The sequence below is a fragment of the Bartonella sp. P12B genome, from assembly GCF_055796185.1.
The window spans coordinates 1-20,012 of the sequence record NZ_JBTTDI010000016.1 but is presented as its reverse complement, the minus strand read 5'-3'; the positions used below and the strand labels follow the sequence as shown (position 1 = coordinate 20,012).

The window sequence follows — 20,012 nt, the reverse complement described above, 5'->3', positions numbered from 1 at the left end:
AACCCTTGGACGGAACCCTTGGACGGAACCCTTGGACGGAACCCTTGGACGGAACCAAAAACCTTTAAAAACGTTTGTTCATAAAGAAAAGCCTCTAGGCTGACAAATTGGTGCCCATGCTGTCAACCTCTCATTTGGAAAATATCTTATGAATAACCTTGTTTTTATTCTTTTATTGGTTTCATGCACAGATGATTTTAACAGATGCTATACGAACAAGACCATGGTCGAAACCTACAAAACAGCGCAAGACTGTGAACAAGCCATGATACCATCTACCAAAAAGTTTTCCTCTTATGGGCAGCAAATTTTTGCCCAATGCACAAGCATACAGGCAAACTTACAACAACAAGTAAAGTTGAACTGGTTTGTAACCAATCGAGGCAATTTTCTCGTTAAAAGCCAAAAGAGAGATGATAAGGCGTCTCACGAGCATGAAACAGATCTTTTATCTTTCTCATTTCCTCTCAATCTTTCTTCCACAAATCTCTTGCACAAAACACCTTAAAAGCATAAACCCATCGGGCTTTAAGGAAATAAAGGAAAAGAGTCTAGCATGATGGACAATAAACAGATTGAGATCTCAAAAGACCATTGCGCCCAGCAAGAGGACCACTCTCAAGAGCAACCTTTATCCCCAGCAGTAGAACGCGTGAGAAAGAAGCTTATGCGTTTAATGATTATTTCTATTTCAATAACACTTATCCTCATTCTTGCTGTATTCTTTGGAGTCGTCTACAAAATTATGGTCACGGGTTCAACTTCCAAACAAACGCAGCCCTCTTCCTCTCACAACGGCACTCAAGCCCCTGTCCACCATACACTCTTTTTACCGGAAAGGACGCAGATTTTGTCGCAAAGTCTTTCGGAACACAATATTGTGCTGAAAATTTTAACACCAGAGGGACAGACAAAATTTATGATTTACAATTATTACAGCGGTGCACTGATTGCTGTTCTTTCTGTTGAGACGACGGAAGAAACCTCTGCTTCACTCTCTCATTAAACAGGCAACAGTTTTCACCAGCACTTAAAGATCGCCCTTTGCTTTAAGCATTTTCCTCAACAGAAGAGGTTGCCACCCGACGTCGGCGTGGTTTTCTCTGTATCTCTTCAGTCAAGAGAGGAAAAGAGGCAACTTTTTCTGTTGGCTCATCAGCCTTTTGAGAAGTTTTTAATGCCTCCTTGGAAGTTTCAAAACCGGAAAGCTCAAGGGGGGCTTGTTCTTGACCACGTACAGCACGTCGACGCGCAGGACGACGTGTTTTTTTGACAGGCTCAACACTTTCCTCAGCACTGCTTTGTTCTTGGCTCATTGCCTCCTGTTCGAGAGCCTGTGTCTCTATTGCCTCTGCGCGCGCATGGCCATTTTGCACCTTAGCGTGTTGTCCATTACTCTTTTCTTGCGCCTGTATTTGTGAAGCCTCAACATCGCAACGAACAGTATCACTTTTTTCACTTTCAGTGTTTACTTCACCATATTCTGGTTCATTATTTTCATCACGGCTTTCATCGCGTCGTGGCACTTGGGGCATTTGCCCGACAGCTGCCAAAATAATACGCAAATAGTGCTCTGCATGTTGTAGATAATTCTCTGACATCACACGGTCACCGGCCCCCTGTGCATCCCGTGCGAGACTTATGTATTTATCGGCAATTTGCTGAGCATTTCCGCGAATTTTCACATCTGGACCGCTACTTTCATAATTCCGCGATAATGGGTTAGGTCCGCGACGATTATTATTATTGTTATTACTATTATTGTTATTATTGCGACCGCGTACCCGTCTATTTTGTTGTGGCCTCATCTTTATCCCTTTTTGGAGTATGTGTGTCTTAATTGACTCTTTTTCATTGCATTATTTCCCGATAATGCTAGTCATATTTAAAATACGGTTGTTAAATGATCCGCGTTTTATTTCACTTAAATGATACCTACTGATATTTTATAAAAGCATATATTTTTTGAAAATCACAAACATAGCAGGGAACATAGAAGTTGAAGATTCCCTCTTTCTCTGTTAACCGGCAGAAACCTAGTGATGTTCACATGAAAAGCCAAGTGTTTTTTTAAAAAATAGACCATATTTCATTAAAAAACTAACCATCTTGTGGAAAAACAAAAACGAGAACATGCGTACAACACCCATGGCAAACAAACAACCCCCTCAGAGAATAAAGAGAAACTCATTTTTTTGTTCTAAAATCACCGCTTTATCCTAAAAATGCTGCTCTTCTCTGCCCTTTATGTGCACTCAATTCATAAGCACTTAATTTCCCCACGAGTTACTACATGAATTCATTCACGGTATGAACATAGCCTTTCTTCTGCCCTAAAGCAACCCCTTTATAAGCGACAATCCACACCCGCTTCAAAAAACTGTTTTGTCTTATAGATAGTTTATCTTAAGGCATTCTTCAAGTCCTTTTCTTATCAACAAGTCTCCCTTATTGTCAAAAACTTCTCTCTACACTATAAATTTGTTGGTTATTTTTAAAAATTAACAATTGAATCGAAAACACATAAGACGAGCAATATAACAGCCAAGTATAACAATACCAAAACATAAATTTATGAGAAAAAACGACCCACATGCCATACAAAAAATTAAAGTTGCAACAAAAAAATACATGCTTTACAAATAAGAATGGAAACTATGAATGAGAAGAGTATAATGCACTTTCCAGCTTTCATACTGCCTAATCAGAAAACTTTATTTAAAAAACGAGCAGAGCGTTTTGCACAGTTATCCAACAGCTCCTCTGATAAAGATTTTTTCCTTTTTTGGGCTCATTTTTGTCATGCTCAACAACAATCGACTGAAAAATTTAAAGACTTCTCTCGCCCCCTTAGCATTTTTGGTGCTCCTTCAACACCTCCTTTTGATCGACAAAAGTTATTAACTTTGGGTTTATACGAAAGCATCATTGAGGATTTTTTTAGAAGTCTGTTAACCTTACCACTCCTCAGCAAAGCATTTTCAGCAATAAAACAGGAATCTCTGGTTCGCACACAACAACAAAAAGACCAATGGCGCCTCTGGGGACAAAATCTTTTAGATCAAACACTCCCTCCACAACAATTCGCAGAACATATTTTTATCATGGGTGCATTGCAAATCCTATATTCTCTTACCGCTTCACAGCTTGAGACGCAAAGCTTAATCCCCCAACAAAGCAATCTCTGCCCTGCTTGCAATGGCGCCCATTCCGCCAACCTCATTATCGATTGGAAACTAGACGAAACCATAAAATTCTGCTCATGCCTTTATTGTGGTACCCTTTGGTCTCTCCCGCATAACCAATGCACCTTTTGTAAAACAACGCAGAATGTTTCCCTTCACAACATCGAAAATGTGCCCGACGGCATTGTATTGGAAACTTGTCAAGCATGTCGATCCTCTTGCAAACAATTCAATCAGTATAAAAATCCCAGTTTAGATGTTTTTGCCGATGACATTGCCACTTCCACACTTAATTTTTCACCCAAGGGCTCTTTTCATTTTGCGTCTAAGAATTTTAATCCCTTTTTAGCAGAAGACTTTTAATAACTCCTTTTTCTCTGAACAAAGCAGCTGAACGACAAAGCCCTTAATCCCAAACTGTCAAGAAAAGGGACAAAAACCTCTGAAAAAAACAAGGAAGACTTTAACATCACGGCTCTCAACAACACACAAGCACGGCAACGACAAAACACCAAAAGCTGTTGCCAATAATTCACGCACCAAAACAAGTACTAGAGCAAGACACTATGGTGTTGATACTTTTTTCGCAGTATTTTCTAGGGTCAGCATAGAAATGCAGCATCACAGGAAAATAAATGGTCTTTGCTACTCAAGACTGTCGATTTTATCTTCATGCTTTTTTGAAAAGCAAAGTAAAGCTCTAGCTTTTCCCGCCCTTTTTCATCACTTTGAAAGAATAATGCGTGAAACAGATAAACAATATTCCAGTTTTTTTTCATTTGTCGTACGATTCAAATCATTCGATAACAAGAAAGCTTTTGTCGCATTTCGACAATCATTTCTATCGGGGCATTTCTATCGGGGAATTTAAAATATTCTTTTATGGTCTATTTTTATAAAATGTGCTGTTTTTTTGAATGCTAAACTTTGTTCTTTATCATCAAATTTCGCATATTCTTCAATTTTTTGTTTCAATTTTCTTGTAAAAACTTAAAAGTGATTGCGTATTTTCTTTTTTTCTCTCTCTTTTTCACTGAGAAAACAATCGCGTAAGAGAAAATAATTTCCATCCCCGGGCCGTACCCTTTTTATACATTGTTTTTTTGTCACATCAGAAAGTTCATCCCACATTTCACGAATAGAAAAATAGGCTTGACTTTCCGAATTAAAACAACGCTGATAAACTTCTTTTCTCATATCGGGCGTTACTGAAGCAGCAATTTCCTTGCAATAGACGCGCAGATCAAAGACTGGAATAGTTAATGCAACAGGCTCCTGTTGTACAGTTTGTTTTTGGGAAGAAAAATAACCCATCATTTTTACAGCGCTCACACAAAATGCCAAAAGAAAAAAAAGCACCAAGCCAATGAACATGCCCTTACGATATAATTTTTTGAAATAAGCATTTTGCCGTGCGCGGATTCTTTTTTCCATACAGTCTATATCCTTTAACATCCCAAGATAAACTTTTTACAGCAAAAAAGGAGAGAAGCATCAACGCACAAAATGCGTATCCCAGTAACAAACTGTCAAACTTCTTACCAAAACACTTCTTTTGTTCTATGCCATATTTTTCTGGATCGTGAATATTTTTATTCCTCTGTTGTTTAAAACTTCTGTTGAAAACTTTTTATCCCCACTGTAGTAAAAGATCCCCTGTAATAAAAGGAGAGAGGCATTCCCCTCAAGCTCTCTTGAAGAAAATTTCATAAAGGCGCTATGATTTATTTTCGATGAAGCAAAGACGTGCTTTGCAAGTCATACAGTTATTTTTTGATATCAATATCCTGCTTTGCAGTTCAGAGAGAATTTTTCGTTGTCATTGCTGCGTTATTTTTCACGAAAAAATATTGGGGAAATTTCACTCTGCTTTCGAGATGAACCGCATGAAGACCATCACAAGCATAATCAAAACGTTTTTTTGCGATAAAGTATCTTCCAACCCGCCTTCGTTAAAGCTTTCCTTAAAAGCTAGAAATTTTACCACCTCACTATTTATCGGTCTCCCCCTCATGCTCCCTTAATTCACTTCATCGGTTCACAAAGCAAACACTGCTATCAATATTCCCTCAAGATTTCTATTGAACACTTCAGTGGTGCAAAGAAACAGCAACGACCTTGGCTCTATACGCATATTCTATAAGAATGCATTTATAGCATCATCTTTCACAGCACTCTTTTACAACCCCACTGCACAAAAAGGAGACATTTTTATCAAGAACAACACAAAGCATCCCCTTTGCAAAAGATTTTTGCATCCACATTGTGGTCCATTCCTCTCTTCTTGCAAAACGACACAAAAGCAATAAACCTCTTCTTGATTAAAGACCACTCGCGCATCTGTCGATAATTTTTCAAACTGTACGCAATCTCTTAGGAAGCTGTTTCCCACTTTGCTTTTAATTGATCCCTTTGCGGAACAATGGAATTTTTTCCGCCACAAAAGAGCTTTCACTGATGCACGACAACGCTTTCCCCCTCTCTTAATACACTTTTCCTAAGAGAGCCAATGCATCCGTTCTGATTCCTTTACCAAGCGCAAGCTTTCTTATAGAATCTTGAACCTTTTTAGTGCTTGAGAAGATCCTTAAAGACAAGAGCATCACCAACAGATCTACCCATATCAAGATCTTCAGGAGGCAGTCTTGTAAAGAATTCATCATCTAGTATGGATTAATCCTCTGTTTTCCTCTCTTTACTGCTCTGTTGGGCATTTTGTTGGATACCGTTTTTACCAGCATCAAGAGCTCTATCATGAAAAGCAGAGAGTTTAATACCAGAAACCATACCGACAGATCAACGAGCAGCAGCACTTATGGGAAGATCTCCACCGCTTACTTTGGAGGATTCACCTTCTGTTTTACTGTCTTTAGTGTTTTGTTGAGCATTTTGTTGGATATCGTTAGGAACTTTCATAAGTGTTTTCAATTGCTGTTCCACAGCATCCATACGCTTAGTGAGTTGTGTAATATCTCTGCTTTGTTTTTCGTCAAGACTCTCGATATCTTGACAGTTTTTTTTCAACAATGCATTCAATGGAGCATGTCCCATTCGTCCACTCGCATAAAGAACCACACGAATATGTTCAGGCTCATCAATATCAGCGATAGAAAATGGAAAAAGTGCCATACTATGACCTCATTCATATTGGTTACAGAAGAAAGAGTACGTAAGATCAACGCCTTGGCCTATTTTCACAAGCCGTGTTTTTTACAGACACCCTTTGACAATTTACTAAAAAGTGTCTAAACAACATCGCCCAACCGAAGCATGTGCTTCAACACAGCTTTAAGCACTTGTTTAGCGCTGCAAAAAGATTCAATTTTCACACTTTAATCGCATAAACAAAGTCAGAATCGGAAGAAACTGAAAAGTGCGGTCTTGGAAAGCCAAATCTGGAACTAGAAGAATGTGAATCGCGCAAATCAGGCACCTTAAATGTTCCTGACAGACCTCCTCTTCCCCATTTATCACCAATTGCATTAAAGAGATCTGGATAGTCTTTTTGTGAATACGCGCTCCCATCACACAAAAGCCACCCTTCAGGGATATTTTTCATAGCAAAAGAGGCAACAAAGCCCGGAGGTAAAAGTTGAGAAGAACTCGTGGTAGGATTTGTTAAAAACCAACCATCGGCATTTTCTCCAGCAATATTGCAGGTATAGACCAACTCATAAAGACCGCCACTTTGAATTTCTCTTCCACTGAGCGGAGCGATACCCTCTAATGTAATTTTATAAACGGGTCTTGTCGGTAATCTGTTTAACGCCACATTTGTTACACCTTTATTCACCCCTTGAGCTTTAAAGCGCACCACAATACCATTGCTATATGATTCAAACGGAGACTTTGTCTCTAAATGAATAGATGTTCTTTGATGATGCCTATCGACGGCAAACTCTGTTTCAATTCCCCCCCCATTATCGAATAGATATTCTTTGATCCGTTGCATCATAGCACGCGCGCTATCATTGACTGAGCTTGGCGGTTGCCCTTCAGCCCAGTTTATATTTTCATCAGCGTAGGCGTTTTCAGAGGCTTCAAGTGACCAATCATAAATCGAGCTCATAGCACATATCCTTTTTGCAAAAAGCGCAGACGGGCAAAAAGAGCAGAAAAGAAAGCCGCCATTTTCTTTTTAAACGGTGTAATTTTTTTCATTTGAAAACCGATTTTATCATAATCGACATGCAAGAGTTTTGTCTTTGCATTGATAAAAACAGCAGCGGGATTCAAACGCAGAACATCTTGAGCAAGAACACCGCGATAGCGTTGCGGATGCCCCTTATAATTAAAGAGATAGAGTGGATAGCCATTTTTCTCACCGACGGGGATGATATTTTCTTTCGCTCTCGCATCACAAAGTCCTAAAATTCCTCCCACAAGTCCGAGCACTTGCTGAGCATCGCGTAATGGATCTTTTGTAATGGAAGGCATGGTTGTTGAGTTTCCTGATTTTGTTCCGTAATTTCCAGCGGCTTGTGTTCCCACATTCAACAATTGCGCCAACCGGTTCCAACCTTGATTATCTTGTTCGGTCCATTTTTGCCGCTCAGCATCCAAAGCATTTTGACGGTTGAGATCTTGAATCATCCCGCCCTTCAAAGCATTAGCTTGTGCATTACTTTGCCCTTGATAATAATTGTTAGCGGCATTAACCTGATCCCGCGATGAGTGATCAATCATCTGATTAGCATTCATCATATTGTTGACATCTTGATTATACTGCTGTGCAGTAGCACTTGTCGCCAATGCTCCAAGCTCATCAGCGAGCACACCGGTATGTGCACCAGAGCCATAACGCCCCGCTCCCGACATAGATTGATTAATGGCATCAGAAGTTTTACTCAAAGCATTTTGCAATGCAGCATTAAATTTACTATTGCCCCCAATCCAGTCTCCCTTTGCCATATTGAGGAGGTTTGTAGCACTTTGCGTTGGCGCATTAAACCATTGGGTCAGTGCTGGATTATTATATTGACGCGCAGCACTTTCCAGACCGGTAAGAGCATTTTGTGTCATATCGCTAAGACCAGCAACCCGCTCTCCCTGATACACGTTTCCACCAATTCCTTTATTATAAAGATCGAGCGCTTGTGCACTTGCTTTTTTGAAGATATCTGCTGCCCAAGCGGGTGGAGCATTTGTTTGTGTTACTGTTTGCACTTGAGGTGTTGTTTTTTTTCTCATGGGACGAGAACCTTTCTATAATGAATAAAATCACGAGAATATCCGTGACGAGACAGCATTTTAGCCCACCCGAATCTTCCAAACATATGCATTTCCTCAGCCTGAATTGACCGTGCCCATTGTTCGACCTTTTCAATCAATTGGACCAATTTTGGACCTCCCTCACCAGCAAGATCGGAAAGGATAACGCGTTTTTTCCCCCTCAGGGTTCTTTCAACTTTGGTCATTGCAAAAGCACTAAACTGCGTTTTATTTTTTAAGATCAGCCATAATTGAGCTTGCCCAGTCGTCAATTCTTCAGCAATTGTTTTCAAACAGACATCATCGGGAAAGCGTTTGGCGTATTTTTTCAAAGCAGCATTGAGAGCCTCTTGATAGGGAGCTATTTTTCCCCACGACCATTGATCAGTAAGATGAGCAGAATAAAGATTTTGGCTTTCATGTTGCAGTGTCATAACGTTGACTCTTCCCACCTTCTTTTAAAACAGAACCCTCTACCAATTATGAAGCACGCAAAGCTCATGTTTTTATCGTCCCCCCTGAACATACTCTGTTAAGAAGAAGTACACCACCGCGCCTCCTCCCCCACAAAAAGCACGCTACCAGCTATTCCTTTATTCAGGCGGCAAATTCTACCGCACACACCTTCATTACCATGGTACGCTATCGCACACCTTCATTACCATGGCACGCTACCGCACACGCCTTTATTTCATAGCATGCTATCGCATGCACCTTTATTTCATGGCATGCTATCGCATGCCGGCAGCCTTCAATTCCACATCGAATCCAGTCACATGCGACCAATTCACCCCTTCAGGAATTCGCAATTTAAAGCGATAAAAACGCGCCCTAGCGCGAGAATGAATTTGCCCAGTATTCTGAGAAGGCTTTTTTTCCGGCAACCAAACAGTTTCCTCTTCAATCGATTGCCTCAAACGCATCCCCACAGATAAAGTGAACTCACCACTATTGACTTGAGGCATAATATTTTTGACCCGCGTTATGGTCCCATTTGTTTGCCCCATTTCTTGTGAGGTCACCACACAAGCCATAGGTTTACCGGAAAAGGAACCGAGTCTTCCCTGATGATCAAAGGCACCAAGAATAGGTGCTTCATTTTTCCAAGCTTTACTATCGAGCGAAAAGGATAAATCATCAAGTTTTTTTGAAACGCGATCAAGAGCCTCCAAAGTCATTCCCGCCACGAAAATGGGTAAAACCATTTTGAGATCTACGGTTGCTTTGGTCCATTTTTGCAATCCCCAATCATAGATGAGTAAGATATGTTTTTGTACGGTATCATCGGTATTGATCATCCAATAAACGCGATTATACACGCCATCGATAGCAGCAGAGAGGGTGTAGAGATTATTACTACACGATTTTGTTGTCATCGTTCTATCAACTTTTTCAAAGCCGATAGGTATAATCTGTCCCTCATTGGTCATCTGATAAAATCCGCCTTCATCAGCAAAGAAGGCAAGATCTCCACGACAAACGATTGATTCAGCATTTTTCGCCCCGCGTTTATCGTGGATTTTTTGGAAACTGAAGATAATCTTAGAGCCAGGGATAAAGGATCCGGCATAGATTGCAGAGCGCATAAAGATGATTGGATTTGTTGTTTCCGTTGCCCCTTGCACGAATCCGCCATCGGGGAAATCCTGATAATCGCAGCTTTTTTGTCCCACGGTCCAGCATTCGGCATCATTCAACCCCGACCAATGCACGCGTCTTGGATGTTCAGTTAATTTCATCAAACAGACGAAATCTCCCCACACCCGCACAATACCGGCTCGCGGAGGATTTCCGCCTAAATTTCTAAATTTTCTATCATGATTAAGATCGATCACTTGTGGTTTATCATTGGCATTAACGGCAATGACATAATCGCCAAACAAAGCAAAGGACCATGGAGCATCGATATTGGCAAAATAGGGTTTTCCCCTTCGGCTAATATCTTGCCATTGCATTGTTGTATTGTTGAGAAGGTAGATTTTTTGTGCTGTCCCAACAATAATAGCCACGCCATTTTTTGTTTTCACAGCAAGAGCCCCTAAAATACGATCAGGACAAGGCTCTGAGAGAGGCTTAAAGCTTGGCATAGGGATATAGGACCCATCGGCCGGCAACACATTGATAAGCTCATCGGTAAAGATGCCATTGATGTCAGCCACATCGGGCCGATAATCCGCGATTGGGAAAAAAGCCATTGAGAACCCCATGAAAAGAATATTTGAAGAACCTTATCGGAAGCGATATTTCAAATCGCAAAGGCTTATTTTATTTGAACAAAAGAGCCTCTCCAATGGAATAAAACTCTGTAAGAAAAGCATAAATTACACTATAGGCAGCAGTAAACAGCACAATTGGCACCCTCAAGTTCCTCAAAAGAGGAAACCCTTAACCACCCACCATCCCCCCTATAAACATTCACGATCCACGTCTCCTCAACCCCTACACCATGAAGAACGAGCCCTTTAGAAACACGTTGGTAGAATATTTGAAGCCTGTTTTCGGCGCGAAGTTTCAAATCGCAAAATTTGCAGTTGTTCTTGATAATCTCTAAAAGAAACAGCAGCATATTCAGGATCTTTCAGGATATTTTTGTAGAGTTCATATTTTGCACGCGCTTTAATAAGATCAAAGGCATAGATAAACCAAGGATCCTCTTCTTCACGCACGCCTTCATCGCCAAAACGGCGAGGCGCGTAAACAATTCGTACGGTATTAACCTTTTCTGGTACAGGCAGAAGTCCGATCATTTTATCCCAGAAGGTATAAAAAAGAGTCTCTCCCATTGGAGGAACCACGCCATATTGTTGTAGCAACGCGTCTACAGATCCAAAGAGCAATTGTTTTTGTGTCGCAGAATCTGTTTCCAAAAAGACGGCTTCCACATCTGTTTCTTTTCTAATAAAAACGCCGTCACCTTTCCCATACCATATTTTATCACGTTTTGTTTTAAAAGTTTCCTCTCTTTTTCCATTAAAAAAGAGGGGTTCGCTTTCACACAAACGCAAAGCGGTAAAAATGGAATCTTGAATTTGCGTCGAATATTCAGCCGTTGTATCATCAATTTCATCTTGAATAAGAGCCACCATATGAGCAAAGGTTTTAGAACGGCTCGAATATATGCGATTAAGATCATTGGCATCAGGGGATGGAACGGTCATAAGCAATCAGAATCCTTTTATCTATGCAACATTTTAGATGTCATGCTTTTCTTCCCCCCAACAAATTTTTCTGCTGGAGAGAAGATTTTACAAACGAGCATCGTTTTTAAGGCAGCCTCTTTAAGCAGGCGCTCCATAAGTTGGGATAACGATTGTTGCGAAATCCTGGACGCCTTGGTTACTTCCTGGTAAATTGTAGCACGTTTTTTTCATTCCTATAATGGTCTTAGCGGCGACCCCGAACTCCCGTTCATAGTCAAACAGCTCTTCAACCAATTTATAGCGTGTAGCCCCACGATCTTTTCCAAAAGCAATCACAGCACTTTGTGCTCCCAAGAGAACAGCGCGCCGCACATTTGGCACCGCCTTATTCGTTGTTGCAGATTCGACCCCTTCCGTGACATGTTCAGCTTCCCGCAAAACAACACCATTATACATTCCAAGGGATCCATCATAGAGTGGATTTTTAAGACGGCTTCCACTATAGATTGCTTTGGTAATATCGAGCCATTGACCGGCATCTGTATTGGTCCGCAATTGTGTCACTTGGGTTGGGTGCAGATAAAGCACATAGACATTTTCCCCATCAATGCGCACTGGTCTAATTTTAGGATTTGCCAGTTTAGCGCGTTCAACGGCTTGATCAATCAACTTAAGATTAAAACCATCATTTTCTTTCAAGTCTTCATCTTTTGTTTTCCCATTAGGACGAACAATTCGTTTATCAGTTGGCGCCGTTGGTGTATTAAACCCATAATGCACCGGTTTAAGAGTAATGGAACGTCCTTCAAAGTTAAGCGCTTTTGCGGTATATCCGCAAACTTGAATGAAGAACATCATACTCAAGCGATCAGCATACCAATCGACCAATCCATTTTTCGCTTCGGTCCGCAAATCATGGAGAATACGTTGCTGATCGATCGTTCCTTCATTTTTGACCCGCACAGCATGAACGAGTTCGTTAATCGCCAAGCGATCATTAAGAAATTGGAGGGCTTCTTCATTGCCTTCAAGCGTTTGCCCTTCACTGACCCCATCCCCAAGCAGCTGTACGCGCAAGTTAAAGTTAATGGCATCGCCACTTGCTTTATTTGTTTCATCTTTTAATTGGACGATACTGTTGGAATCATTGCCAATCAATGGTGCGATAGGAATTGCTTTTGAAACCTCTTGGTTTAGTAATTTAGACCATGTACGTACTGCCATTGGGTCATTAATTCCGATATAAGTTACGGTCATTTTATCCTCTAAAGTTTATCGACAGAAAAAAACCGGCAAAGAAGCCGGCTATTAAAACTCCACATTTCTCATTCTCAGAGGGTGGATTTTTATTGTATATTTTGTGTAATTTTTGCCTGGTCTCCTTCGCCTCCCCCTTATGCGAGATCTCCTCACTGCGCTCTTATCTTCAAAGAGGCTCTCCCCTCTTCCACCTTTGGTGCTTTTCACCCTTTTCGGCTTCAAGAGCATCCCTTCTCACATGATCCCCCTTCAAGCTGTCCTTTGAGAGATCTCTTCCCCCAGAAAGAAGGTTAAATGAACACTTCCCCTTCTGTTTGAAACAATCACATTGGTTTTAGCATTCATTTTCCATTGTCTCTTTTTTTCTCGATGGTACCCTTTTTAGAAACGTGTCTCTTCCCCCTTATGCGAGATTTTCTCCCTGCATTTATGCTTTCAAAATCCTCACATTCCCATTAACCTTTTGACCAAAAGCCTTCTTCAAGGGCTTCCCTTCTCACATGCCTCCTTCACAAATCCCTCTCTTAGAGATCTGCTCCTCCCATTAAGCGGTTAAAAGCCGCTTTATTTTTGGGATCAGAAACCCAAAGATTAAATTCTGCTTCTGTCATTTTATCAAGCATCTCCAAAGAAATGGGACCACTTGGCGTCAAACCGTTATAGGCAGCAAGAGTACGAGCAGCATTCTGTCTTTCCTGCCAATTTTGCCCCCCATCTTTTTGGGCATCATTTGCACCATTTGTGTAGCCAATTTTTTGCGCAATAGAATAAATGACTTCAGCAGGATTTTGGTTTTTCTGCGCACAAACGCGCAAGATCTGCTTCAACTCATTGCCAATCACTTCGTCAATGGCTTTTGGATCAGCCATTTCCGGATAGAGGGAAGTAACAGCAGCCAACTGCTTAGCCCTTGTCTCGTAAATAAAATCGGCAGCCTGATCAAAATCATGATGTTTTTGTTTCACGCTCACAACAGATTGCTGGAAAAAAGCCTGCAACTGTTGTGCTTCAGAAGTAAGAGAATTCTGTTGTTGTTTAGCCTGCAACAATTCCTGTTTATGCAGTGTTTTTCCCAACCATTGCATATAGCCCATAAAATCTTTTTGTGGATCAGGCGGTCCGTCACCCTCCACCGCCCCTTGCCCCTCTTGTTGTTGCTCACCCTTTTGCTGTCCCTCCTGATGTTCGTGAGCATTTGGATGCCCTACAACCTGACCTTCCAGAATCTTTGCCGATTCTTCTCCAGCCCTTTCGCTGTCATCTTGTTTTGTAGCAAGAAAGCCCTGTTGCAAATGGTTTTGTTCTGCGGGCGTTAGATATTCCTGATCCATCCTGTTAGCCTTTTCTTTTTCAAGCGATAAAATGATATTTTTCCAAAGCGAGCCGTTTACTTTTACGCATTTACATTTTGCAAAACAGCTTGCACCAGCTGTTCCACTCCAGCATTACCCTCAAGCATTTCTCCAGCATGGTCTCTTTGCACAGGAGCACTTTGCTCCTCTAGATTGTTCGCTTGCGCTTTGATAGCAATTTTATGGATGAGCGATGCAGGCAAAGGTGAATAGCGTAACAGATCAAGCATAATCTCTGGCGTTGTGAAATTTTGCATCAAAGGCAGCAATTGCATAATAATTGCAAATGTCCGCTCTTTTTCATTAAGACTTGTAGGCGCATCATCAACAACAATATCATATTCCAAACTGGTAATCATTTCGCGTGTTAGCGGCACATATTGAGCATTTTCCTCACCAGCGATACGCACCAACCGCCCATCGGAGAGATAGTTTTGAATAAGATAGAGAATAATTTTCCCCTGTCTTTGTCGATATCGCCGCAAGCCATCAAAGAAAGAAGCCAACAGATTGAGCGACGATTGGCGCCGTTGTTGTTCGAGGATACCTGGTTGGTTCACCGCCCTTGTACCAATAAATTCAGAAGACAATCCGGTCACCTGTTCGAGTGCGCTCTTTGCTTCATTAAACAGCTGGAAGAATCCTTGCGGAAATTGCGCCACGGGTTTAGGCTGAATCCTCCCCCCCGAGACCGCGCCACTTTTCAACCAAGTAATACTATCGGCACGCGCCCAACTTTCCACCGCTTGGCGATCATCATCGAAAGCATCGCGTTCAGCCATAATTCCACCTTTTGATTGGCTATTGAGCAGATGCATCACTTGACTAAAATATTTATTTGCCCAGCGTTGCGGATCTTTTGTTGGTTTTACAATACCGTAAAATTGTCGGCTTAATTTATCGAACGTTCCGGTAATACACTCCCACCCCAACTGATTAGGAGGCACCAAGGGTTGATCTGGTGCTTCAAGCAATTTTCGCCCCAAGAAGGCACGTTTAACAACTCTCCTCATCAAACGTGTTGCTTGGATTTCAGGAAAATCTCTCTTTAATTTTTGGAAATCCTTCTCAGAATAATCGCTATATATCCCACTGAACGGATCAAGAACCTTATAAACAACTTCGCGTTCGAACCATCGGCATTCAGCCAATGTGACCATTTTAGGGCTCTGAAAATTTGCCCCCTCCTCCCCATCTCCATGATAGCGTTGATCACTATAGCTCATATGCGACGAAATACTCTGATTTTTCACCCAATCAGCATTCAGATCACTCCAATGGACATGAGGGAACATTTCCCTGGCTACCTCCAGTGGTTTTTCATCAATATACCACAAGCGCTGCGCATCGATGAGATTTGGTTTGACCGCACTTGCATCCCAGACCATTTTCAGTGGATCCAATCGTGCAATGACGGGTTTTCCTTGAGGATTTTCTTCATAATCGAGGCGTGTATCTGTCCAGCCCATACCGCAAATGATCGCATCTTGAAAGGCATCAGAATCCTCATACTCTCCACCGGCCTCATCACGAAACCATTCAGCAGCCCCCGTAAGGATCTGGTTGGCAAAAGCAGCACCTTCTTGTCGTGGAATAAATTGCACTTGTCTTTTATTATTGCGCTCAGTGCCAATCACGGCATTGATCAAAGGAGCAATACGGTTAAAAGTCATGACCGGTCTATTTTGTTCGCGCAACGCGGCGAGATCTTGCTCATTCCATTGGCGCCCATTATAAAAATCGTAGTCTTCTTGGGCATTTTTTCGCCATTGCTCGACATGGGCAATATCATCATGATACCAGCCCACGAGTTTTTTAAACAGCGCCTGATTTTCAAGGGTTTCTAAAGGATCGAAAGAATTATGAGAACTATTCATTTAAAAAGCCATCCATGAAGTTTGAGAATGGTGAAGCGAGCGATAAGCAGTTTTTTTGGGTCTCGCCTGAGGTTGTTCATAAGCCACGCACATCAGTCCAAAAGCATCAGCCCCATGGCTTGCCCAATCATGTTCAGCGCCCAACCCGATATTTCGTTGTTCATCCCGCTTTTCGTGATACCAAGCGAGCGCTTTTCGCCCCGCGTGTGTTGTTTCACGGTTAAACCATATAGCAGGAAACAATCGCCTGACCGCTTCGATACGCATTTTGACCGCCCCGATCCCCTGATTAGGAATAACTTTCGTTTGAAACCCCGCCTGTTGGAGCGCACTTTCAAAACTAACATTATAGACACGATCTTTAGTCGCGCCATCATGGGGCAAGACCATCAGCGCCTTATCATATCCCCTTTGAAACACCCACCCCACATGCTCTGAGAGGGGTTGCCCCTGCGCTTCATAATAATCGAGGACACGAATTTCCCGTCCCACAAATTGCGCCACCCATAAAGCGGTCGCATCGGCCCTTGCCCCTGTTCCTCCGATATCCCAAAAGATTTTAACCTGCATGAGTGGATCACGCGGAACAGTGGTAATACGCCCCTCCTGTTCAGCTTCGAGCAGTGCTTTTTGATAATAAGCCCCCTGAACAGCTTGCATATATTCGCCTTCCCAAATATGGTTATACTGTTCAGGTCTTTGTGCTAAATCGGCTTTTCGATCTCGATTCAGTTTTTCAGGGAATTGCGGATTATCCCGCCAATTGATTTCAGCCCCCTTGATATTGGGATCATCAACATTTCGGAAACGTTGTTCCACAGGCGCATTTTCTCGGCACGGGTTCCATGTCACCCATAGTTCGGCATTCCAATCTTTTCCTTCCTCACGCAAAGTTGGAATGAGGGTTTGCCAAGCGGTTTCCGTCACCGGTTCCGCCTCATCCACCCAACAAAGAAACACCCGCCCCATTGATTTAATACTTGCAATATTACGATCAAGACCGGCAAAAACATACACAATCCGTCCATCTTTTGACTTAATATATTTATCGCCAATTTCGTAATAGTCTTGCAGGAAAGGATACATTTCTATCGCCCGTTTAATTTCCTCCAACGAGCTTTCATTGAGAGAATTTTGAAATTGCCGTGCACAGAGAATAATCCCCCGCTCTCCAGCCTTTCCATGGCGATATCCCATCACCGCAGACATGAGAGCAAAAGAACGGGTTTTTCCAGATCCCCGTCCTCCCCAAGCGGCTCGCACATCAGCCTTTCCGGCAAAAACGGGCAGCAATTTCGGAATAAGAGCAATTTGCGCCGTTGTCATAAAACCTCAAACACTACAAGTCTCAAGCCCCAAACGTCCAAGCAGTACACACCACCGCACCCAAGAGGGACCATACTCCCCCATGGCACTCTCCAAAGACACATCCCACACCACCACGGCAGCCCCTCACGCCCCCGCCACCTCATGAATTGTCTCCAAGCACCACATCCTTTGCAACCACCGCCACACTTTCAACAGGCAAAATAGCTCACCGCCCCCGTCTCTCCAATAACGAACCCACGCACCACATTGAAACCATCACTACGCAAGGTCTCAATCAGCACAAACCTCCACCACAACACGCTCCAAAGACACATCCCACGCCACCACGGCAGCAGCCCCTCACGCCCCCGCCGCCTGATGAATCGTCTCCAAGCACCAAGTCTTTTGAAACCACCGCCACACTTTCAACAGGCAAAATAGCTCACCGCCCCCGTCTCTCCAATAACGAACCCACGCACCACATTGAAACCATCACCACGCAAGGTCTCAATCAGCACAAACCTCCACCACAACACGCTCCAAAGACACATCCCACGCCACCACGGCAGCCCCCACGCCACCACCACCTGATGAATCGTCTCCAAGCACTGCGTCTTTTGCAACCACCGCCGCACTTTCAACAAGCAAAACAGCTCACCACCTCAGCCTCTCCAATAACGAACCCACGCACCACATTGAAACCATCACCACGCAAGGTCTCAATCAGCACGAACCTTCTACAACACGCTCCAAAGACACATCCCACACCACCACGGCAGCAGCCTCCACGCCCCCGTCACCTGATGAAGCGTCTCCAAGCATCAAGTCTTTTGAAACCACCGCCACACTTTCAACAGGCAAAATAGCTCACCGCCCCCGTCTCTCCAATAACGAACCCACGCACCACATTGAAACCATCACCACGCAAGGTCTCAATCAGCACGAACCTCCACCACAAAACGCTCCAAAGACACGCCCCACACCACCACGGCAGCCCCTCACACCCCCGCCGCCTGATGAATCGTCTCCGAGCACCACGTCTTTTGAAACCACCGCCACACTTTCAACAGGCAAAATAGCTCACCGCCCCCGTCTCTCCAATAACGAACCCACGCACCACATTGAAACCATCACCACGCAAGGTCTCAATCAGCACGAACCTCCACCACAAAACGCTCCAAAGACACATCCCACACCACCACGGCAGCCCCTCACGCCCCCACCGCCTCATGAATCGTCTCCAAGCACTGCGTCTTTTGAAACCACTGGCACAATCTCCACACGTGAGACGGCTTTAACATCGCCCCCTGCCTCTCCAGTCACTTGCAAAGGCAAAACCTTTGCAAGAAGCGAAAAAAAAGGCACAGGATTATTAAGAGCATGATATTGGAGATAAGAGACCAACCCATCCTCACCATAGTGATATCCGGCTTGCTCAGCAGCAGTAAGAAGGGCTTCATTAAAGCGCTTTGTTGTTTTATTCAAAGCACCTTTTTTCCGCCCTTTTCGGCGTAAAGGAAGACAAAGTTCATCAGCCATCATGATGTTCCTTCAAATAAAGAAAAACGCCTCCCACGACAGAAAAGAGTGTAAAATCAGGGACGAAATTTTGAAAATAATGAAAAGTCTTTTGTTAAAAGATCAAAATCATTGAGAGCGTTTAGGCACGACCATGAACCATTTTAGTAATCCTTTGCCGGATACGCATCCTTTTGTGGATAATTGAATAAAGGTTTTTCGCCGTTTTATCACAGGCTTCTTCCTCTTCTTACGGTCATTCTCTTTATTCTCTCAAAAACCAAGCAATTTTCCTTTTTGCCCCCGCAATAAAGCAAACATAAAAGGGAAAAAAGCAAGAGAAGATAAAAAGAAGAACGCTCCTCCTAGAAGGGAAGCCCTCTTGAGATGAGAATAAGAAGAGGATTCTCTCATAAAAAACCGCAAAAACTTATCCCATCCCCCACTTTTCTTAAGCACCCAGCAAAGTCATCAAGCCAAAGGATGAGCAAAAATAGTCCATCAGACAAAATTTTCTAAGACCTCTTCTTTTCAGATTCTTTCAGAACAAAACACTGTTTAGGAATTCCTCAAGCATCCAATTCCTCAAGCACCCAAAAACTTATTGATGATACACACGAATTTGACTGATGAACGCATCGAGTTTCTGATAACCCCTACAATTCTTCCGATAGCCCCTAAAATTCAAGGGATGATCACAAAGAATTATCAAATGACCACTGCTTCTCACAACTAATCTGCTCGAAGAGAACACAAAACTTATGATTTTTGCAAGCACGAGATCTGAGAACCCAAGATCTGAAAATTTACGACACGAACCAGCATCTCTAAGCAAAAACCAAAGATCCTTCTGGATTTTTTGAAAAATTACGAAGGTTACCAAATTACAACGGTTACAAGGGATTTCTGGATTTCTGTAAATTTTTTTACGAAGATTTTGCCCCACATATGAAATGCATCTCCCCGCTTTTCACTTGCTTTGACAAAAGCGCGCAATTGTAATTGTATCATTATGATACTTCTTGAGATTTACCTTGTCAAGTTTTTTATGTCCCATCATCATTTTTTATCTATCCTCTAGGCACACCCTAACAGGCACACCCTAACAGGAACACCCTAACAGGAACACCCTAACAGGAACACCCTAACAGGAACACCCTA

General features: G+C 42.6%; 20 protein-coding genes. 3 read left to right on the top strand and 17 right to left on the bottom strand.

From position 1 onward, the window contains the following. Positions 1 to 148 precede the first annotated feature (148 nt). Together AC0QT1_RS07515 and AC0QT1_RS07510 are read left to right on the top strand one after the other, a co-directional pair. Positions 149 to 508, top strand: coding sequence for a hypothetical protein (locus AC0QT1_RS07515; RefSeq protein ID WP_473201076.1), 360 nt, complete (start codon positions 149 to 151; stop codon positions 506 to 508). A gap of 48 nt (positions 509 to 556) precedes the next feature. After that, positions 557 to 1,006, top strand: coding sequence for a hypothetical protein (locus AC0QT1_RS07510; protein WP_473201077.1), 450 nt, complete (start codon positions 557 to 559; stop codon positions 1,004 to 1,006). Positions 1,007 to 1,049: 43 nt separating this feature from the next. On the opposite strand, the gene AC0QT1_RS07505 is transcribed toward AC0QT1_RS07510, so the two are convergent. Next, the gene (locus AC0QT1_RS07505; RefSeq protein ID WP_473202006.1) at positions 1,050 to 1,808 is read right to left on the bottom strand and encodes a DUF4167 domain-containing protein; all 759 of its coding nucleotides are present in this window, start codon (positions 1,806 to 1,808) and stop codon (positions 1,050 to 1,052) included. Positions 1,809 to 2,657: 849 nt separating this feature from the next. On the opposite strand from AC0QT1_RS07505, the gene fdhE reads away from it, so the two are divergent. Further along, positions 2,658 to 3,548 carry a formate dehydrogenase accessory protein FdhE domain-containing protein gene (fdhE, locus tag AC0QT1_RS07500; RefSeq protein ID WP_473201079.1) on the top strand — a complete coding sequence of 297 codons (891 nt, stop codon included), beginning with the start codon at positions 2,658 to 2,660 and terminating at the stop codon, positions 3,546 to 3,548. Between the two features lie 627 nt (positions 3,549 to 4,175). Here the strand turns inward: fdhE and AC0QT1_RS07495 are convergent. The 16 genes from AC0QT1_RS07495 to AC0QT1_RS07420 all read right to left on the bottom strand — a co-directional run bounded on the left by AC0QT1_RS07495 (position 4,176) and on the right by AC0QT1_RS07420 (position 18,872). Continuing rightward, a complete protein-coding gene (locus AC0QT1_RS07495) occupies positions 4,176 to 4,619 on the bottom strand; it encodes a hypothetical protein (RefSeq protein ID WP_473201080.1) in 444 nt (147 codons plus the stop codon). Positions 4,620 to 5,981: 1,362 nt separating this feature from the next. After that, positions 5,982 to 6,314 (bottom strand): hypothetical protein, encoded by a 333-nt coding sequence (locus AC0QT1_RS07490; RefSeq protein WP_473202005.1) that lies wholly within the window; start codon positions 6,312 to 6,314, stop codon positions 5,982 to 5,984. Positions 6,315 to 6,510: 196 nt separating this feature from the next. Next, entirely contained in the window at positions 6,511 to 7,254 is a 744-nt protein-coding gene (locus AC0QT1_RS07485; protein ID WP_473201083.1) for a phage tail protein, read from the bottom strand. After that, positions 7,251 to 8,375, bottom strand: coding sequence for a tail fiber domain-containing protein (locus AC0QT1_RS07480; protein ID WP_473202004.1), 1,125 nt, complete (start codon positions 8,373 to 8,375; stop codon positions 7,251 to 7,253). The genes AC0QT1_RS07485 and AC0QT1_RS07480 overlap by 4 nt, the downstream gene beginning before the upstream one ends. Next, on the bottom strand, positions 8,372 to 8,830 hold the full coding sequence (locus AC0QT1_RS07475) for a hypothetical protein (RefSeq protein ID WP_473202003.1): 459 nt from the start codon (positions 8,828 to 8,830) through the stop codon (positions 8,372 to 8,374). Before AC0QT1_RS07475 ends, AC0QT1_RS07480 begins: the two co-directional genes overlap by 4 nt. A 297-nt stretch (positions 8,831 to 9,127) precedes the next feature. Then, positions 9,128 to 10,591, bottom strand: a complete 1,464-nt coding sequence (locus AC0QT1_RS07470) for a hypothetical protein (protein WP_473201086.1) — start codon at positions 10,589 to 10,591, stop codon at positions 9,128 to 9,130. Between the two features lie 267 nt (positions 10,592 to 10,858). Next, positions 10,859 to 11,554 (bottom strand): hypothetical protein, encoded by a 696-nt coding sequence (locus AC0QT1_RS07465; protein ID WP_473201087.1) that lies wholly within the window; start codon positions 11,552 to 11,554, stop codon positions 10,859 to 10,861. Between the two features lie 120 nt (positions 11,555 to 11,674). Beyond that, a complete protein-coding gene (locus tag AC0QT1_RS07460) occupies positions 11,675 to 12,793 on the bottom strand; it encodes a N4-gp56 family major capsid protein (RefSeq protein ID WP_473201088.1) in 1,119 nt (372 codons plus the stop codon). A 527-nt stretch (positions 12,794 to 13,320) separates the two neighbouring features. Continuing rightward, a complete protein-coding gene (locus tag AC0QT1_RS07455; protein WP_473202002.1) occupies positions 13,321 to 14,127 on the bottom strand; it encodes a hypothetical protein in 807 nt (268 codons plus the stop codon). A 62-nt stretch (positions 14,128 to 14,189) separates the two neighbouring features. Next, a complete protein-coding gene (locus AC0QT1_RS07450; protein ID WP_473202001.1) occupies positions 14,190 to 16,025 on the bottom strand; it encodes a portal protein in 1,836 nt (611 codons plus the stop codon). After that, positions 16,026 to 17,351, bottom strand: coding sequence for a PBSX family phage terminase large subunit (locus tag AC0QT1_RS07445; protein ID WP_473201091.1), 1,326 nt, complete (start codon positions 17,349 to 17,351; stop codon positions 16,026 to 16,028). Positions 17,352 to 17,628: 277 nt separating this feature from the next. Further along, positions 17,629 to 17,769 (bottom strand): hypothetical protein, encoded by a 141-nt coding sequence (locus AC0QT1_RS07440; protein ID WP_473202000.1) that lies wholly within the window; start codon positions 17,767 to 17,769, stop codon positions 17,629 to 17,631. A 71-nt stretch (positions 17,770 to 17,840) separates the two neighbouring features. Beyond that, a complete protein-coding gene (locus AC0QT1_RS07435) occupies positions 17,841 to 17,981 on the bottom strand; it encodes a hypothetical protein (protein ID WP_473201999.1) in 141 nt (46 codons plus the stop codon). A gap of 288 nt (positions 17,982 to 18,269) precedes the next feature. Further along, positions 18,270 to 18,407, bottom strand: a complete 138-nt coding sequence (locus AC0QT1_RS07430) for a hypothetical protein (protein WP_473201998.1) — start codon at positions 18,405 to 18,407, stop codon at positions 18,270 to 18,272. After that, positions 18,397 to 18,564 (bottom strand): hypothetical protein, encoded by a 168-nt coding sequence (locus AC0QT1_RS07425; protein WP_473201097.1) that lies wholly within the window; start codon positions 18,562 to 18,564, stop codon positions 18,397 to 18,399. The genes AC0QT1_RS07430 and AC0QT1_RS07425 overlap by 11 nt, the downstream gene beginning before the upstream one ends. Then, positions 18,561 to 18,872 (bottom strand): hypothetical protein, encoded by a 312-nt coding sequence (locus AC0QT1_RS07420; RefSeq protein ID WP_473201098.1) that lies wholly within the window; start codon positions 18,870 to 18,872, stop codon positions 18,561 to 18,563. Before AC0QT1_RS07420 ends, AC0QT1_RS07425 begins: the two co-directional genes overlap by 4 nt. Between the last annotated feature and the right edge of the window lie 1,140 nt (positions 18,873 to 20,012).

Excerpts from the sequence above, each read along its gene's own strand:
- fdhE (WP_473201079.1), top strand. The coding sequence starts at position 2,658 with ATGAATGAGAAGAGTATAATGCACTTTCCAGCTTTCATACTGCCTAAT.
- AC0QT1_RS07490 (WP_473202005.1), bottom strand. The coding sequence starts at position 6,314 with ATGGCACTTTTTCCATTTTCTATCGCTGATATTGATGAGCCTGAACAT.
- AC0QT1_RS07515 (WP_473201076.1), top strand. The coding sequence starts at position 149 with ATGAATAACCTTGTTTTTATTCTTTTATTGGTTTCATGCACAGATGAT.
- AC0QT1_RS07425 (WP_473201097.1), bottom strand. The coding sequence starts at position 18,564 with ATGAGGCGGTGGGGGCGTGAGGGGCTGCCGTGGTGGTGTGGGATGTGT.
- AC0QT1_RS07455 (WP_473202002.1), bottom strand. The coding sequence starts at position 14,127 with ATGGATCAGGAATATCTAACGCCCGCAGAACAAAACCATTTGCAACAG.
- AC0QT1_RS07480 (WP_473202004.1), bottom strand. The coding sequence starts at position 8,375 with ATGAGAAAAAAAACAACACCTCAAGTGCAAACAGTAACACAAACAAAT.
- AC0QT1_RS07495 (WP_473201080.1), bottom strand. The coding sequence starts at position 4,619 with ATGGAAAAAAGAATCCGCGCACGGCAAAATGCTTATTTCAAAAAATTA.
- AC0QT1_RS07470 (WP_473201086.1), bottom strand. The coding sequence starts at position 10,591 with ATGGCTTTTTTCCCAATCGCGGATTATCGGCCCGATGTGGCTGACATC.
- AC0QT1_RS07445 (WP_473201091.1), bottom strand. The coding sequence starts at position 17,351 with ATGACAACGGCGCAAATTGCTCTTATTCCGAAATTGCTGCCCGTTTTT.
- AC0QT1_RS07460 (WP_473201088.1), bottom strand. The coding sequence starts at position 12,793 with ATGACCGTAACTTATATCGGAATTAATGACCCAATGGCAGTACGTACA.
- AC0QT1_RS07465 (WP_473201087.1), bottom strand. The coding sequence starts at position 11,554 with ATGACCGTTCCATCCCCTGATGCCAATGATCTTAATCGCATATATTCG.
- AC0QT1_RS07505 (WP_473202006.1), bottom strand. The coding sequence starts at position 1,808 with ATGAGGCCACAACAAAATAGACGGGTACGCGGTCGCAATAATAACAAT.
- AC0QT1_RS07485 (WP_473201083.1), bottom strand. The coding sequence starts at position 7,254 with ATGAGCTCGATTTATGATTGGTCACTTGAAGCCTCTGAAAACGCCTAC.
- AC0QT1_RS07420 (WP_473201098.1), bottom strand. The coding sequence starts at position 18,872 with ATGGCTGATGAACTTTGTCTTCCTTTACGCCGAAAAGGGCGGAAAAAA.
- AC0QT1_RS07450 (WP_473202001.1), bottom strand. The coding sequence starts at position 16,025 with ATGAATAGTTCTCATAATTCTTTCGATCCTTTAGAAACCCTTGAAAAT.
- AC0QT1_RS07510 (WP_473201077.1), top strand. The coding sequence starts at position 557 with ATGATGGACAATAAACAGATTGAGATCTCAAAAGACCATTGCGCCCAG.
- AC0QT1_RS07475 (WP_473202003.1), bottom strand. The coding sequence starts at position 8,830 with ATGACACTGCAACATGAAAGCCAAAATCTTTATTCTGCTCATCTTACT.